General features: G+C 45.9%; 13 protein-coding genes. 12 read left to right on the top strand and 1 reads right to left on the bottom strand.

Features of this window, described 5'->3' with window-relative positions; all coding sequences use genetic code 11:
• The first annotated feature begins 82 nt into the window (after nt 1–82).
• The 12 genes from paaE (at nt 83) to JMX07_RS04560 (ending at nt 15038) form a co-directional block, all read left to right on the top strand.
• On the top strand, nt 83–1141 hold the full coding sequence (paaE, locus tag JMX07_RS04615) for a 1,2-phenylacetyl-CoA epoxidase subunit PaaE (RefSeq protein ID WP_201606625.1): 1059 nt from the start codon (nt 83–85) through the stop codon (nt 1139–1141).
• Between the two features lie 92 nt (nt 1142–1233).
• Nucleotides 1234–2004 carry an enoyl-CoA hydratase-related protein gene (locus JMX07_RS04610; RefSeq protein WP_201606622.1) on the top strand — a complete coding sequence of 257 codons (771 nt, stop codon included), beginning with the start codon at nt 1234–1236 and terminating at the stop codon, nt 2002–2004.
• A complete protein-coding gene (gene paaG, locus JMX07_RS04605; RefSeq protein ID WP_201606621.1) occupies nt 2004–2795 on the top strand; it encodes a 2-(1,2-epoxy-1,2-dihydrophenyl)acetyl-CoA isomerase PaaG in 792 nt (263 codons plus the stop codon). The genes JMX07_RS04610 and paaG overlap by 1 nt, the downstream gene beginning before the upstream one ends.
• Before the next feature lie 2 nt (nt 2796–2797).
• The gene (locus JMX07_RS04600) at nt 2798–4354 is read left to right on the top strand and encodes a 3-hydroxyacyl-CoA dehydrogenase (protein WP_201606620.1); all 1557 of its coding nucleotides are present in this window, start codon (nt 2798–2800) and stop codon (nt 4352–4354) included.
• Nucleotides 4355–4380: 26 nt separating this feature from the next.
• The gene (gene pcaF / locus JMX07_RS04595; protein ID WP_201606719.1) at nt 4381–5586 is read left to right on the top strand and encodes a 3-oxoadipyl-CoA thiolase; all 1206 of its coding nucleotides are present in this window, start codon (nt 4381–4383) and stop codon (nt 5584–5586) included.
• Nucleotides 5587–5650: 64 nt separating this feature from the next.
• Nucleotides 5651–6952, top strand: a complete 1302-nt coding sequence (gene paaK / locus JMX07_RS04590) for a phenylacetate--CoA ligase PaaK (RefSeq protein ID WP_201606619.1) — start codon at nt 5651–5653, stop codon at nt 6950–6952.
• Between the two features lie 67 nt (nt 6953–7019).
• Nucleotides 7020–7955, top strand: a complete 936-nt coding sequence (locus tag JMX07_RS04585; protein WP_201606617.1) for a PaaX family transcriptional regulator C-terminal domain-containing protein — start codon at nt 7020–7022, stop codon at nt 7953–7955.
• Between the two features lie 81 nt (nt 7956–8036).
• A complete protein-coding gene (locus tag JMX07_RS04580; protein WP_201606718.1) occupies nt 8037–8636 on the top strand; it encodes a gamma carbonic anhydrase family protein in 600 nt (199 codons plus the stop codon).
• A gap of 78 nt (nt 8637–8714) precedes the next feature.
• On the top strand, nt 8715–11045 hold the full coding sequence (gene tynA / locus JMX07_RS04575; RefSeq protein WP_201606615.1) for a primary-amine oxidase: 2331 nt from the start codon (nt 8715–8717) through the stop codon (nt 11043–11045).
• A 175-nt stretch (nt 11046–11220) separates the two neighbouring features.
• The gene (locus tag JMX07_RS04570) at nt 11221–12645 is read left to right on the top strand and encodes an aldehyde dehydrogenase family protein (RefSeq protein ID WP_201606613.1); all 1425 of its coding nucleotides are present in this window, start codon (nt 11221–11223) and stop codon (nt 12643–12645) included.
• 224 nt (nt 12646–12869) lie between these two features.
• Nucleotides 12870–14528 (top strand): GMC family oxidoreductase, encoded by a 1659-nt coding sequence (locus JMX07_RS04565; RefSeq protein WP_201606611.1) that lies wholly within the window; start codon nt 12870–12872, stop codon nt 14526–14528.
• A gap of 246 nt (nt 14529–14774) precedes the next feature.
• On the top strand, nt 14775–15038 hold the full coding sequence (locus JMX07_RS04560; RefSeq protein WP_201606603.1) for a hypothetical protein: 264 nt from the start codon (nt 14775–14777) through the stop codon (nt 15036–15038).
• A gap of 703 nt (nt 15039–15741) precedes the next feature.
• Here JMX07_RS04560 and JMX07_RS04555 read toward each other — a convergent pair.
• The gene (locus tag JMX07_RS04555; protein WP_201606601.1) at nt 15742–17616 is read right to left on the bottom strand and encodes an FAD-binding monooxygenase; all 1875 of its coding nucleotides are present in this window, start codon (nt 17614–17616) and stop codon (nt 15742–15744) included.
• Nucleotides 17617–17655: the final 39 nt, after the last annotated feature.

Raw genomic sequence — 17655 nt, 5'->3', positions numbered from 1 at the left:
GATGGCACCTACGGTCAGCTCACCAATTAATTAGTATGTTAAGCAACATGCACGCTAAGCAACATGCAAAAAGGAGTTTCGCATGAGTCAATTTTTACCACTCACCATCAAAGCTATCCAACCACAGACGGAGCAAGCGATTTGCATTGCCTTTGACGTCACGCCAGAAATTGCGGAAACCTTTGAGTACCAGCCGGGCCAACATTTGACCATCCGTCATATGACCGACAAGGGCGAAATCCGTCGTTGCTACTCCATCTGTAGTGATGTGCAAGAAGACATGAGCATCGCCATCAAGAAGATTGACCAAGGTCAGTTCTCTACGTGGGCGAACGAGCACCTTAAAGTAGGACAGACCCTAGAAGTCATGCCGCCTCAAGGCGTCTTCTTTCAAAAAGCTGCGAAAGCTGGTGGTCAAAACTATTTAAGCTTTGCGGCGGGTAGTGGTATCACCCCCATTTTATCCATCGTCAAAACGGTGTTAAGCACCCAGCCAGACGCCAATTTCACCTTGGTCTACGGCAATCGCTCATGGCAACAAACCATGTTTTCTGAGCAAATCATGGACCTTAAAGACCGTTTCAGAACGCGCCTACAACTGGTCAATATTTTCTCACGTGAACTGAGTGAGAGCGACTTGTTTAATGGTCGTATCGATGCGGACAAATTACAACAGCTGTTTGATGCGCAATTGATCAGCGCTGATGTGGATCACTGCTTTGCCTGTGGCCCAGAAGAGATGATGGAAGCCGTTGAGACCGTCTTGCCAAAGCTTGGTATCGATCGCAAGAACATTCATACCGAGCGTTTCCATACGGGGACGGTCAACAAACCAACCGCCCAGCAAATCGAAAAACGTAGCGAAGAGCGCGTCAACATCATTTTGGATGGTCGTGAGCTGATCATTGAAGTGTCAAAACAAGATGACAGTATTTTAGAGGCAGCATTAAATGCGGGTGCCGACTTACCCTATGCCTGTAAAGGCGGGGTGTGTGCCACTTGTAAATGTAAGGTGATAGACGGTGAGGTCAACATGGCGGTTAACTATAGCCTTGAGCAAGAAGAGTTGGACAAAGGTTACGTGCTCAGCTGCCAGTCCTTACCTGTATCACCCAACGTACGCTTGAGCTTTGATGCGTGATGGCAAGACGCCAGTAAATTGTCTGTCGTTTGTATGTCCACAGTAGGGTTTAGAAAAACCTCTTATTTCATTGTTTTTATTAGGATTCAGGGATGAATTACATTAAAACCTCCAGCCCAAAAGCAGGCGTTGCACTGATTGAGCTCAATCGCCCAGAAAAACGCAACGCCTTAAACAACGCCACGTTGCAAGAGATTGCCACGCAGCTGCAAGCCTATGACGCTGATACCAGCATAAAAGCGGTCGTCATCACTGGCAATACTCAATGCTTCGCTGCGGGTGCCGATCTTAACGAGCTGATTGAGCTTGATACCATCAGCTTGCAAACCGATATCCGCCCAACCTTATGGAAGCGCATTGATGAGTTTAGCAAGCCGCTATTAATGGCCGTCAATGGCTATGCCCTCGGTGCAGGTTTTGAGTTGGTGTTGCATGGTGACATCGTGGTCACGGGTGAAAACGCCCAATTTGCGCTGCCTGAGATTGGCTTGGGTATGCTACCAGGGGCAGGGGGGACACAGCGTCTTGCTCGCCTAGTCGGTCAGCAGCTTGCCATGCGTTGGGCGATGACAGGTGAGCGCATCAGTGCATCAAGCGCCCAGCAACATGGCATTACCACCCAAATCTGTCCAACCGAGCTTACCGTACAGTACACCATCGAGCTGGCAGCCAACATCGCCAAACAAGCCCCTTTGGCCATTCGCGCCATCAAACAGTCACTCAAAAGCATCCATGAAGTGAGCCTAAGTCAAGGCCTCAAGCAAGAGCGCCAGCTGTTTGTTTGGCTGGCTGCTACTCAAGATCGCGAAGAAGGCATCCGTGCCTTTTTAGAAAAACGTCAACCCAGCTTTAGAGGTGTGTAATGGACTACCAAACGATTCTCGTCGAAGAAAAAAATGCGGTCGGCTATCTGACCTTAAACCGCCCAAAACAGCTGAACAGCTTTAATGAAGCCATGCACAAAGAAGTGTCCAGCGTGCTCAAAGCATGGTCAAAGGACAGCAGCATTCGTGCTGTGGTGCTCTCGGCTGAAGGTCGCGGCTTTTGTGCCGGTCAAGATTTGGGTGATCGCGTGGTTGACCCGAATGCCGATTCGCCAGACTTGGGGCTATCCATCGAGACTTATTACAACCCTCTGATTAAACTGATTACAACGATGCCAAAGCCCGTCATCTGTGCGGTCAATGGCGTGGCGGCGGGTGCGGGCGCGAACATCGCCTTAGCCTGCGACTTGGTCTTGGCGGCTAAATCCGCCTCATTTATCCAAGCGTTTTGCCGTCTTGGGCTGGTACCCGATTCAGGCGGCACATGGTTTTTACCTCGCGTTGTCGGCCGCGCCCGCGCGATGGGCTTAGCCATGCTGGGCGATAAGCTATCGGCGGAGCAAGCGCTGGCGTGGGGCATGATTTGGCAGGTGTTCGAAGATGACGCGCTGCGTAGCGAAGCTGTTACCTTGGCTGAACACTTAGCCAGCCAGCCGACTTATGGCCTAAGCCTGATTAAAAAAGCCATCAACGTATCTGCGGACAACAGCTTAGAAGATCAGCTGATCTTAGAGCGGGACTTACAGCGACTTGCTGGGCGCTCAGCTGACTATAAAGAAGGTGTCCAAGCCTTTATGCAAAAACGCACCCCAACTTACCAAGGACGTTAATTATGGAAACGAGGGATTTATCAACAGCCGCCATTGCCGTTATTGGGGCAGGCACGATGGGGATTGGAATCGCCCAGCTGGCTGCCATGCATGGTCACACGACCTATCTGTTTGACGTGGATGCTGCCAAAAGCCAAGCCGCCTTAGCAGGATTAGAAAGCCTACTTGCCAAACGGGTCGAAAAAGGCAAGATGACGCAAACGCTACTTGATAGCACCCTAGCGAATCTATCGATTGTCACCGATATCAATGAGCTGGCAGCGGTGCAGATGGTCGTTGAGGCGATTGTTGAGCGTCAAGACATCAAGCAGCAGCTCTTTATCCAACTGGCGGATATTTGTGCCAATGATACTATTTTTGCCTCCAACACGTCGTCTATATCGATCACCGCGATTGCCGCCGCAGTACCCAACCCTGAGCGTGTGGTGGGTTTACACTTCTTTAACCCCGCCCCAGTAATGAAGCTTGTGGAGATTGTGCGCGGTTTACGCACCGCGCCTGAGATTACCGAGGGATTGTTTGACTTGATGCGCACTTGGAAAAAAGTACCCGTCACCGCCAAATCTACCCCAGGCTTTATTGTCAATCGTGTGGCGCGTCCATACTACGCCGAAGGCTTTCGCGCCCTGCAAGAAAACGCGACCACGCCTGCGCAGCTTGACTTTATCATGCGCGAAGTCGGTGGTTTTGCTATGGGGCCATGCGAGCTGACTGACTTAATCGGTCAAGATGTCAACTTTTCAGTGACCCAAAGCGTCTATCAAGCATTCTTTTATGAGCCACGTTACCGTCCCTCATTGGTGCAACAAGAATTGGTCGATGCAGGGTGCTTTGGTCGTAAATCTGGTCAAGGGTTCTATGACCATAGCCAAACACCAAAAGCTCCTGTCTATACACTGCCAAGCATCAATGTAAAAGATGACGTAAATGATGACATGAACGATAAAGAGATGCCCACCATTATCGTGCGTGGTGAGTGGCAGTATGCCAACGGTTTGGTTGAGCGCTTACAAGCGGCAGATGGTCTTACGGTGCGCCTTGAAGCGGCAGATGAGAGCATTATCGAAATCGGTGAAATCAGCATCCGTTTATCACTGGGTGAATCGGTGGAGATTGATCATGGTGATGCCAAAGTCATGCTGATGGACTGGCAGGCCGAGTGGACACAAGCGCGCGCGGTCGTATTGGCGGCGGCTATGACCTGTGATGATAACGAGCGCGCGCTAGTAGCACAAGTCTTTGCCCGTCTTGGCGTAAGTGTTATTTGGACTGCTGACCATCCTGGTCTTTATGTGTTACGTACCATTGCCATGCTCATCAATGAAGGCTGTGAAGCGGTGTTACATGACATCGCCTCTGAAGCAGACATCGACGCGGCCATGAAGTACGGCGTGAATTACCCCAAAGGGCCGTTTGAATGGGCAGCGCTGCTTGGCTATGACACCGTGCTGAGCACGCTGAATAACTTACAGCGTCTTTATGGGGAAGAGCGTTATCGCGCCAGCCTATATCTGATCAAAAAAGCCGCCACCTATCGCGCAGCGAGCGCTTACGCTTAATTGGTTTATTGTAAAGGGAAATTATGATGCAACAAGTATATATTTATGACGCTATTCGTACCCCAATCGGGCGCTATGCTGGTAGTCTAAGCAGTGTGCGTACGGACGATTTGGCGGCTTTGCCCATTCAACATCTAAAAGCTGAACATCCAAGCTTGCCATGGGATACCGTCGATGAAGTGGTGATTGGCTGTGCCAACCAAGCTGGCGAGGACAACCGCAACGTCGCGCGTATGGCAACGTTACTGGCAGGCTTACCTGATAGCGTGCCTGCCATCACCGTTAACCGTCTTTGTGCCTCTGGTATGGACGCGATTGGTATTGCCTCACGCTTGGTCAAAACAGGTGAGGCCGAGTTTGTTTTGGCTGGTGGTGTCGAGAGTATGAGCCGCGCACCCTATGTCCAATCAAAGCCGACCAGCGCCTTTCACCGCGCCCCAGAAATTTTTGATACCGCTATCGGTTGGCGCTTTATTAATCCATTAATGAGAGCCGCGCATGGTGTCGATAGCATGCCAGAAACGGCCGAAAACGTGGCTGACAAATACCAGATCAGCCGCGAAGACCAAGATCTATTCGCACTACGCAGCCAACAAAAAACCGCCGCTGCCCAGCAGGCAGGTATCTTCACTGAAGAAATCTTACCCGTTGAAGTCAAAACAAAAAAAGGCAGCGTGATGGTGGAGCAAGACGAGCACCCACGCGCAGATACCAGCTTGGAAGCCCTCGCTGGTTTGAGAACGCCCTTTCGCAAAGAAGGCGGCTCAGTAACCGCGGGTAACGCATCAGGCATCAATGATGGTGCGGCTTGTGTGCTGATGGGTAGCGAGGACTTTGGTCAGGCACATGATTTAACGCCGCAAGCACGTATTGTGGGTATGGCGAGTGCGGGTGTCGAGCCACGCTATATGGGTATCGGCCCTGTGCCTGCGGTACTTAAGGTGCTTAAGCAAACGGGACTCACATTAGCGCAGATGGAGGTTATCGAGCTGAACGAAGCCTTCGCCGCGCAGTCGCTTGCCGTGATTCGCGAATTGGGTCTTGCCGATGATGACGCCCGTATCAACCCCAATGGTGGCGCCATTGCACTCGGTCATCCGCTCGGCATGAGTGGGACACGTTTGGTCATCACCGCGATGAAAGAGCTAAAACGTCGTAACGGCAAGTATGCGTTATGCACCATGTGTGTGGGCGTGGGTCAAGGCGTGGCAATGGTGATAGAAAGTATCTGAGCGAAGCGTTAACGGAATTTTTAATTGGAAATGTAGTCAGGATGACTACGACAAGGAGTCTTATATGAATCATAATGTTATGGAACACATCGAAACCGCGTCGGTAGACGAATTACGTAGCGTACAGTTGCAGCGTTTGAAAGCAACCCTCAAACACGCTTACGACAATAGTCCTGTCTACAAAAAGAAATTTGACCAAATTGGCGTTCACCCAGAGGACTGCCAATCCTTGGAAGATTTGGCCAAATTCCCATTTACCACCAAGTCAGACTTGCGCGCCAACTACCCGTTCGGGATGTTTAGCGTGCCCCAAGAACAGATCATCCGTGTGCATGCCTCATCAGGGACGACGGGCCAACCTACCGTGGTTGGTTATACCAAGCAAGATATCGTGACGTGGTCAGATGTGGTCGCGCGCTCACTGCGTGCCGCTGGCCTGTCCAGCAAAGACACCATTCAAGTATCCTACGGTTACGGCCTTTTTACTGGCGGATTGGGTGCTCACTATGGTGTTGAACGCTTGGGGGCAACGGTCATTCCCATGTCAGGTGGTCAAACGGAGCGCCAAGCCCAGCTCGTCCATGACTTTAAACCAACCGCCTTAATGGTGACTCCCTCGTACTGCCTAAACATTATTGAAGCGTTAGAGAGAAAATTTGGAACGGCCAAAGACTGCTCGGTGAAAACGGGTATTTTTGGCGCGGAACCGTGGACGAATGCCATGCGCCAAGAGATCGAAGCGCGCTTGGGTATTGATGCGCTGGATATCTATGGCCTGTCAGAAGTCATGGGCCCAGGTGTCGCTATGGAATGCTTAGAATCTAAAGACGGCGCCACCATTTGGGAAGACCACTTTTACCCAGAAATCATCAACCCTCAGACTGGGGAAGTACTACCAGACGGCGAGCTCGGCGAACTCGTGTTTACCACCATTACTAAAGAGGGTATGCCCATCATTCGCTACCGTACACGAGATTTGACCCGCTTATTACCTGGCTCTGTGCGCACCATGCGCCGTATGGAAAAAATCGTTGGTCGTAGCGATGACATGATGATCATCCGCGGCGTCAATGTGTTCCCCTCGCAGATCGAAGAGCAAATTTTACAAATATCAAAATTACTGCCAAACTACCAAATTCATATCATCAAGCACGGCCACTTAGACACTCTACGTATCCACGTTGAGTCACGTCGTGATATCAATGATCTTGAAGTGGTGCAATTGGCCAATAAACTGAAACAAAAAATAAAAACGATGGTGGGTATCAGCGTACAGGTAGATGTCTTACCACAAGGCATGTTACCTCGTTCTGAGGGTAAGGCTCAACGTGTTGTTGACCTGCGTGATGTCGCTGTTCCTGCTTAATGTAATTAACCCAGCGCGATAGTCTCTTAGGTATTATCACGTGCTTTTTAAATAATGAATAAACGACATGAACGCGAAACTAAAACAATGTATCGATGAGCTTATTTGTGAAGATGTCTTGAGTGGCACATCATTAATTATGTCCATCTTTGGGGATTGTATCTTTCAACGAGGCGGGGTGATTAGTTTAGCCAGTCTGATTCAACTCATGGATGCGTTCGGTTTTAATGAACGCTCCGTGCGTACAGCGGTGTTTCGCTTGGGGCAAAACGACTGGTTAAGTTCCGAAAAAATCGGACGTACCAGTTACTACCGCATTACCGATGTCAGCCGTGAACGCTTTGCGACCGCCCATAAAAAAATTTATGGCTTACATCAGAGCGAGTGGGATCACAAATGGGACTTGGTGTTATTAAGCTCGGTTGAGCTTGGTAATAAAACCTTGCTCAAAAAAGAATTGGAGTGGCTCGGGTTTGCCAATATTTCCACCAATCTTATGGCCTATCCCAGCTGTGATCAACAGCAGCTGCAAAACTTGCTATTCAATCTCAAGATGACGGAGCAAGTGGTAGTGTTTCGCGCCGAGGCCTTGCCCTTATGGCAAGAGTCACATCCGACACTCAAGCGTATGGTTGAGGTGAACTGGCCCATCGAGCAGCTGCACCAACGCTATGACAAGTTCATTAACGATTTTCGTAATATTTTAAGTCTTATCGAAGATGATGATTTTGATGCACTACAAGCGTTTCAAATTCGCATTTTATTGATTCACCAGTACCGCCGTATTTTGTTGAAAGACCCGAACTTACCGCTAGAGCTATTGCCATCGGATTGGCTGGCACTGACCGCGCGTAACTTGACCAGTAATGTGTACCAAACGATTGTAAGCGCGTCCGAGGCATTTTTTCTGAATATTGCGCGTACGGCAGAGGGGACTATGCCACCAGCACGGCCCCAGTTTTATAAACGCTTCGGCGGCTTAAAGTTTGCTGCAGAAAGCTAATTAAAAGAAACTTAAGTAAAAGAAACCTAAACGAATGACGATGCTAAACGTTGTTTGCTATGTCTTGATAAGGAGAAGATGATGCCTTGCTATGCCATTGACGGAGTAGTACCCGTGATCAGCCCAGATGCTTATGTGCATCCAACTGCCGTCATTATTGGCGATGTTGTCATTGAAGCTGGCGTATATGTCGGTCCACTCGCGTCATTACGGGCAGACTTTGGTGGTATTCGTATTCAAAAAAACGCCAATATCCAAGACAACTGTATCATTCATGGTTTTCCCAACCATGTCGTGGTAGTTGAAGAATACGGCCATATTGGTCATGCCGCCATTCTACACGGCTGTATCGTGCGAAAAAATGCACTCGTCGGCATGAACAGTGTCATTCTCGACCTCGCAGAAGTGGGTGAAAATAGCATTATTGGAGCGAATAGTACCGTCAAAGCGAAGATGGTCATTCCGCCAAATGTCATGGCATTGGGCAGCCCTGCAAAAGTCATAAGAGGGCTTGAAGAAAAAGAGTTGGCTTGGAAAGCGCATGGTACGCAGCAGTATACCGACCTTGCCAACCGCTGTTTGCACTCTTTAAAAGAAGTGCAGCCGTTAACCATGGACACGGACGAGCGGCTAACACATAAGCACTTTACGGCCCAACACCATATCAAATCAGAATGTTAACAATACAGGCCATCAGTATTTAGCGGCTATTGCAAAAAGTAAAATCTATATCCATCCACCACAACAAGGAAGTTACTCATGAGACACGCTAGTCATCAGCAAAAAATCAACGCGACAATCAGTAAAACACCTCGTCAGCGTACCGCATTCAAGTCGGCATTAACGGCGTTAGTCGCCAGCTTGGCTTTTATTTATAGTGGTCAGGCACTGGCGCATGGTGGAGAGGTGCATATGGTTCCGCTTGAGGAAGCAATGTCCACAGCGGGTGCAGAAGTCACCTATGACAGCTATGCCGATATATACACCATTACCAAGGACGCGACACGGGTAAAAATCAAACCGAGCAGCTCGACGGCCATGATTAATGGAAAACCTTTAACAATCACTAATCCGCTGGTCATGAAAAACGGTCAAGCCTTAGTGCCCGACACCTTGGCCAATGAAATACTGCAATCAAATTTAGACCAAACCTTTAAAGTCGAGCGCACGCCGCATCCACTTAATAGTTTGAACAGTGATGAGATCAAGCAAGTGACCTCGATTATCCGTCAGTCAAAGCCAAAAGAGAAAAACTTAAGGTTTGCCGATATTCGCCTAAAGCAGCCTGACAAAGACGCTGTCTGGCGCAGTGTACTGGCGGACAAGCCTTATAGTGGTGATCGTGTGGCTACTTTTACCCTTTTGAAGGGTACCACCGCCATTGAGGGTGAGGTGAACTTAGATAAAAAGGCGCTTACCAGCTGGAAAACGCTTGAAGATACATTCGGTATGGTGCTAATAGGTGACTTTATCGCCGTACAAGAGATTATCCAAACCAGCCCAGAATACAAAGTCGCTTTGCAAAAGCATGGTATTGATGATGTGACAAAAGTAGTCGGAACCCCGCTGACGGTCGGTTATTTTGGAGGAAAAGACGGATTACAAGATAAGCAGCAGCGTATCCTCAAAATCGTCTCCTACCTAGATGTCGGAGATGGCAATTACTGGGCACATCCTATCGAGAACTTGGTTGCGGTGGTGGATTTGGATACCAAAAAAGTCGTCAAAATAGAAGAAGGTAGCGTCATTCCCGTACCGATGACCCCGCGTCCAATCGATGGTCGCGACAGAGACATTGTCACCAATAAACCTTTAAACATCATCGAGCCAGAAGGCAAAAACTACACCATCACAGGTCGAAACGTTGAATGGAATAACTGGAAGTTTCATATCGGTCTTGATAGCCGTACTGGTTTGCAGCTGAGTACGATGACCTTTAACGACAAAGGTGTCGACCGTAAGATCATGTATCAAGGTAACTTAGGCGGTATGGTCGTGCCCTACGGTGACCCTGATGTGGGCTGGTACTTTAAATCGTACCTCGATGCGGGCGAGTACGGCATGGGCACCTTGACCTCGCCGCTTGAGAAAAATATCGATGCCCCAGAAAACGCAGTGCTCCTTGATGCAGTGCTTGCAGACTATGAAGGCAATCCTTATACCATTCCGAACGCCATTGCCATATTTGAGCGCTATGCAGGCCCTGAATTTAAGCACCAAGAAATGGGACAAAAAAACGTCAGTACCGAGCGCCGAGAACTGGTGGTGCGCTGGATCAGCACCATCGGTAACTATGATTATATCTTTGACTGGGTACTACAGCCAAACGGTACTATTGGTATTGATGCGGGCGCGACAGGCATTGAAGCGGTCAAAGGGGTTCTAGCAAAAACCATGCATGACCCAAGTGCGAAAGAAGACACGCGCTATGGCACCTTGATTGACCATAATATCGTTGGTACCACGCACCAGCATATCTACAACTTTCGCTTGGACATGGATATTGATGGCGAGACCAATAACATCAAACATATAGAGCCTATAGTCACGAAAAATACGCGCGGCGGCCCGCGTACCAGTACGATGGAGACGCGTGAGACGACCGTATTGACAGAAACGAAAGCGAAAGAAAACTTTGATCCTTCTTCTGTACGTTTAATCAGTAATGCCAGTAAAGAAAACCGTATGGGCAACCCCGTGTCTTATCAAATGATTCCGTTTGCAGGTGGTACGCATCCGATTGCCAAAGGCGCGAATTTTGCGGATGATGAGTGGTTGTTCAATCGTCTGAGCTTTATGGACAAACAAATTTGGGTAACACAATACAAGCCAGATGAGTTATATCCAGAAGGTACCTATCCCAACCGTTCTGATAAAGACACAGGGTTAGGAGCCTTTATTGCAGATGATGAAAAAATTCATAATAAGGATCTGGTGGTATGGTTAACGACGGGCACTACCCATATAGCGCGCGCTGAAGAGTGGCCTATTATGCCAACTGAATGGGTGAATGTACTGCTCAAACCTTGGAATTTCTTTGATGAAACCCCGTCATTGGCACTTAATCAAGGCAAAGATGAAAGCAAATAAACCGCTCTAAAATAAGTGCAGCCTCAGTACAACCTTAGTGCAGCAATGATATGGCTGCACTAAGGCTAATGATATAAGCAGAGCGCTTATTTTTAGATGGTTTGATTCTATGGCTTAGCCTGAGTGTTTCCAGTCACCCCTATAAATAATATTTACGAGAATAAGAGTTAATACCATGAAAAAATTTAATCTAATTATCGATGGTAAACAAGTTTCAACGAATGACTATTTTGATGTGATTAATCCAGCCGACAAATCAGTGGTGGCACGCTGTCCAAAAGCCAGTGTTGAACAATTAAATACCGCGGTCGCCGCTGCCAAAGCTGCCTTTCCTAGTTGGTCAGCACTCACATATGCAGAGCGCCGTGATTACCTAATGCAGCTCGCTGATGCCGTTGAAGCTGACAGTGAGGCGTTTATGACAATGCTGACCAAAGAGCAAGGCAAACCACTGAAAGGCTTTGCCGACTTGGGTGCAGGCTTTGAGCTTGGTGGGACATTGGCTTGGATACGTGCGACCGCCAGCATGGCGTTGGAACCAGAAATCATTCAGGACAATGACTCGGCTCGGATAGAATTGCATCGCAAACCACTTGGCGTCGTAGGCTCCATAACGCCATGGAACTACCCGTTGTTGATCAGTATCTGGCATATCATTCCTGCGCTACTAACAGGGAATACGGTGGTTATGAAACCATCTGAGATGACGCCATTGACGGTATTATACTTCGGTGAAATTGCTAACACTATTTTGCCAGCAGGTGTATTAAATATCGTCACTGGTGAAGGGGATATCGGTGCGGCGATGTCTGAGCATGTGGACATTGCCAAAATTGTATTTACAGGCTCCACCCCGACGGGCAAAGCTATCATGAAAAGCGCTGCCATGACTTTAAAACGCTTGACACTTGAGTTAGGGGGCAATGACGCTGGTATCGTACTGGCCGACGCTGACATTGAAGCCATTGCAGGTAAGATATTCGCCACCTCTTTTATCAATAATGGTCAAACGTGTGCCGCGCTAAAACGACTGTATGTGCATGAATCAGTGCATGATGAGTTGTGTGCCGCCTTGACCACGATTGCCAAAAGCATGAAGACGGGTAATGGGCTTGATGCAGACACCGATTTTGGACCACTACAAAATAAGAAGCAGTTAGACATAGTCAAAGCGCTTGCTCAAGATGCCAAAGAGCGCGGTGCTAACTTTTTATGTGGCGGGGACGTGGTAGACGAGACTGGTTATTTTTATCCCATAACGTTGGTGAGTCATATCAGTGATGGCGCAAGATTGGTTGATGAAGAACAGTTTGGACCGATTCTTCCGATTATTAAGTTTAGCGATGTTGACGCGGCGATTGTCAGTGCCAACCGCTTATCTGTTGGACTTGGCGGTTCAGTGTGGTCAACAGACATCGAAAAAGCACAAAGTATCGGCTCACGTTTAGACTGCGGCACTGTATGGATTAATAATCATGCCATGGTTCAACCCGATGCCCCGTTCGGTGGTGTCAAAGACTCTGGGTTTGGTATTGAGTTTGGAGAAGCGGGTCTTAAAGAGTTTACTTCTATACAGACCATGCAAGTTTTTAAATCTTAATAGATATTTATTACATAATCAGTATCTAGTGATCGATAGTTAAATGCAAAAAATATAGCCGAAGTAGAACACGTAGTGAGTACTTATCTTTAGAGATGCTAAAAGCACCAGATTACATGGTTATTAGTAGGAAAATCAGTTATCTGAAGATGGTTAGCTAATCTAGGATTGAAATAAGCTCATCTAAAATAAAGGAATATAGCTGACAATAAAAAGGAGTTTTAATGTCTACTAAAAATAAGTCAAAAGGTATTTCACGTCGCAATTTTTTAGGATACACCGCAGTTGCTTCAGGTGTACTTATGTTGTCTAAGGGTGCTATAGGTGCAAGTATTAATCCTATAGATAGCCATAGTAAAGAATTCGATTATGTGATTATTGGCGCAGGTTCGGCAGGGTGTGTACTTGCGAATCGTTTAACTGAAGACGGTAGTCAGGTACTTATTATTGAAGCAGGAGGTCCCGATAACAGTGAAATGATATCAACACCTATGCGTTTAATTGAGCTATGGGGTACTGAATATGATTGGGACTATAAAACAATACCGCAAAAAAATGCACACTATCGTATCTTAAATTGGCCGCGTGGTAAAACGGTAGGTGGGTCGTCGTCGTTAAATGCCATGATTTATGTAAGAGGTAATGCGTCTGATTATGATCATTGGGCAAATGAATTAGGTTGTGATGGGTGGTCTTATAACGATGTACTACCATATTTCAAAAAGTCAGAAAATTACTCACGTGGTCCAAGTGTCTATCATGGCGGTGACGGGCTACTTCATGTTACTGCAGATTTTACTCCTCATCCAGTAACGAAAGCGATAGTTGATGCTGCTATAGAGTCTGGCATCTCTTTCAACGATGACAGCAATGGGGAGACACAAGAAGGGGTCAGTTATACTGATTTAAATACGAAAGATGGGAAGAGACACTCCACAGCAGTCGCTTTCTTACGGCCAGCTCTCAATCGTCCTAATTTATCATTGATAACTAACTCACGTGTCCATAAAGTAAATATAACAAAGGGTGTAGCAACAGGTGTTACATATCGTCAAGAAGGCACTATCAAAACAGTCAAAGCTAAAAAAGAAGTGATTGTATGTGGCGGTGCTATTGAATCTCCTCGTATTTTGATGCTATCAGGCATTGGGTCAAAATCAGAGTTAGAAAAGCTTGGTATTAATGTGTTTGTCGATAGCCCCAGTGTAGGTGAAAACCTCCACGATCATAACTTAAGCCCTGTAATATACGAAGGAAAGAAAGAGCTCCCGCCACCAAGTGACATGTCTATTCAAGTATTGCATGCTCATATGTTTGCAAAAACCCAGCCAGCTCTACCAGGAGCCGATATGCAGCCACTTTTTTTCCATGTTCCTTATTACGCACCTGGTCAAGATAGTTCCGTTCAAAATGCATTCTCTCTAGTAGCTGCAGGAGTTAGACCGACCTCACGCGGTAGGATTACACTAAACAGTTCTAATCCTGACGATAAGATGAATATCGATCCAAATGTACTTGATACACAATATGATGTCGATACATTAGTGACTTCGATTAAACAAATGCGTAATATCGCAAGCCAACCAGCCTTAAAAGAATGGCGTGGTCGAGAAATATATCCAGGTGAAGGTGTTAAAACAGATGAACAAATTGCAGAGTATGTGCGTTCGTCAGTTGTAAGTTACCATCACCAGAATGGCACCTGTAAAATGGGAAGTGATGGTTTAGCAGTGGTGACACCGCGATTAAAGGTTCGAGGTGTTAAAAAACTGCGTGTGGTAGATGCCTCTATTTTCCCGTTCGTTATGGCTGGTAATACAAATGCACCCACAATTATGGTAGCAGAGAAGGCAGCTGACATGATTAAAGAGGACAATGCATAAATTATATATAGAATCAGATACTTAAATTGGACTCAACATTAACTGATAGGACGCACAAAAGCTTTATCAAGTTTAAGTAGAAATATATGTATTACGCTTACCTATCCACGTACACACATATATATATTGTTATCGATATATTGGATAGTACATAGGTTTGGTTAAAACAGCCTGTTTTTTATGAAATGCTTATTTTATAAGAGAATGGAAAATACTTTTTAAATCACTTACGAACAAGGACGTTTTATGAGAACAGTATTGAATAAGGTTGTCTCAGTATCTGCGCTACTTGCTTTAAGTTTACCCTTTATTGCCCATGCCTCTGACTCTCAATATGTGCCGGGTCTTGAAGAAATAAAAGGCAATGTTATGCCACCACCGGGTGTGTACTACCGAGGCTATTTGGCCAACTATAGCGCTGATAAGAATGAAGCTTTACCAGATGGCGGTGAGGTCAAACCCCGACTTTCGCACAGCCATCTGGCAAATTTCATTATTAGCAATTTATAGTAGAAGCTTTGTAAATACTGACTTAGAGATTTTATCAGTATAGTGTGTCCATATTTTGGTTGATAATCAGTATGTTTATAAATGCTATTTGTAGACTCGTAATATTATAGGTAATCACATCTGATAACTTTTAAACATATGAATGTAAGTTAATGTTACAAGAGCTAATTATTTTAGAACCACCTTGCCAGCCATACCATCCTTTCGATAGTCTTTAATGTCCCCGGCGATAACCAAGTTAATTGCCTTGTCTATTTCAGCAAGAGGAACATTGAAGCATTCTGTTGCCTAATAAATTTCAGTTTAAATTAAATTCTGCTCTACTATAGCGTTAACTGACTTTCTTCTTTTGATTTCAGTTTTTTATATGGGTTTGTAATTTATTTCAAATATTTATAATGGTTAAATATATTAATCTAGCGACGAAGGCTTCTTGAGTTAAGGGTTTTTAGGTAAAATAAAGCATCGGCTCAGATAGTGTTTCCAATAGATTATATGCTATTTAATTTAGATAAATAGAAAACCCCCAGTCTAGTAACCGGGGGTTTTTGAATATTTACATAGTATAAATATAAAAACAGTGGTGCACTTATTAGATTAGACTAATGCTCTGTAAAAAAATAGCTGCCTTTATAGCGACTGTAATTCATATCTAAAATATTATATATGTAATATTAATCATTACGGGAAAACCAAGTTACGCTTAAGCTGGCAACATATTTTTAGCAAAGAAATCTGTTAGCTCGCTAGTCGTTGACAGGGGTAAGACATTAGCCACGTATTGATCTGGACGAACAACAACGATAGCACCGCTACGGTCAATCTCACGGGCTTCAAAAATGTCATTATCCATTCTAGTGGCGTAAATTTTTTCATAGTCGGTGACTTGATGCGGACCAACCAACGGTAAAAATACTTTATGAATATCAGTAATATCCACATCATGATGCGATTGTTGGTAAATAACTTTCACATCAAAAACACTGTCTCGGTCCGCGCCAGCAGGAGTATAGACGGATAATGGCGAGTTAGGATTACTATCTAGCCACTTAGCAAAGGTATTCAATGCCTCGGTTTTAGTATCTGCAAAAACATAAATACGCCAGCGTCCATCGGCTTTAGCATGATGTCCTAAGTGTGCAGGCACGGCATCAGCAATACGTACTACTGGTGCCGATTTGAATCGCTTACCAATTGGGAAGCCTTTCGCAAGGTGTTGATATTCATCGGTACCAATCAGCATAGAAGACTCATATTGAGTCATAAAACCTGCTGGAAACTCAACAGTGCGCACATAATACTCGCTAAGCTCGTTAGGATTATCAAACTCTTCAGGTTTTTTAGCCATCAGGCTAGACCATTCTTTATCAAATTCAATTAAGTCTTTTGCAACTACTTGGCGCTCAGCGGAGTAAGTAGCCAACAACAATTCTGGACTACGTTTAGTTAACACCGATCCTAGCTTCCAGCCCAAATTAAAAGCATCTTGCATCGACACATTCATGCCTTGCCCAGCCTTGGCGCTATGAGTATGGCAGGCGTCTCCACAAATAAATACATGTGGCATTTTGCTGTCTTCTTCGCCTACGTCCACATCATCAAATTTGTCTGTGACACGGTGCCCAACTTCATACACAGACCACCACGCTACCTCTTTAACATCTAGTTTATAGGGACTAATAATATTGTTAGCTTTATCAATAATATCTTTCAGCGGTGTAGCACGTACCTGATGGTTATCGTTTTCAGCCACATCACCAAGGTCAATATACATTCTAAATAGATGACCGCCTTCGCGTGGTATCAACAAGATGCTGCCACTATTTTGTGATTGAATGGCACATTTCATACGAATATCTGGAAAATCTGTATTGGCTAAAATATCAGCAACGCCCCAAGCATGCAGCGATGGTTTGCCAAGATGCTTTCGATTTATAGATTCGCGAACGTGACTGCGAGCGCCATCACAGCCTACAACGTATTTTGCTTTAATAGTACGTTTTTCACCCGCACGTGCCCCTGCTGTATATTGAATCTGAACAGAAACCGGATACTTTCCTTTACCGACTTCTAATCCACAAAATTCAATACCAAAATCAACCTCAATACGGGCAGGTGAGTTTTTGGCAACTTGAGCAAAGTAATCAAGGACACGGGCTTGGTTTACAATCAGATGCGGAAACTCACTGATACCGTGCTCATCATCTAGTGTGCGACGGGTACGAACGATCTTACTTGGGTCTTCTTTTGAGGGTGCCCAAAAGTTCATTTCACTGATTTGATAGGCTTCGCTAGTGATTTCATCTGCAAAGCCAAACGCCTTGAAGGTTTCTACACTGCGTGCCTGAATACCATCTGCATGACCGATGGCTAAACGATCTGGTCGTCTTTCGACGATGCGTGTAGTGAGTGATGGATACTGTGATAGTTGCGCAGCAAGCAACATACCTGCAGGGCCCGAGCCGACGATTAATACGTCTATTTCATCAGGAATTTCGGTTGGGCGATTAATACCAGTACCTTGAGCCGCTTTAATACGTGGGTCGGTAGAGACATACCCATGATGATGAAATTGCATAATATAACTTCCTTGTGGTTGAAATGATAAAGGTTATCT

The sequence above is a fragment of the Psychrobacter immobilis genome (genome assembly GCF_904846235.1).
In the GTDB taxonomy this organism is placed as follows: domain Bacteria; phylum Pseudomonadota; class Gammaproteobacteria; order Pseudomonadales; family Moraxellaceae; genus Psychrobacter; species Psychrobacter immobilis_C.
The sequence above is the reverse complement of the archived record's forward strand: the minus strand, read 5'-3'. Positions and strand labels throughout refer to the sequence as shown.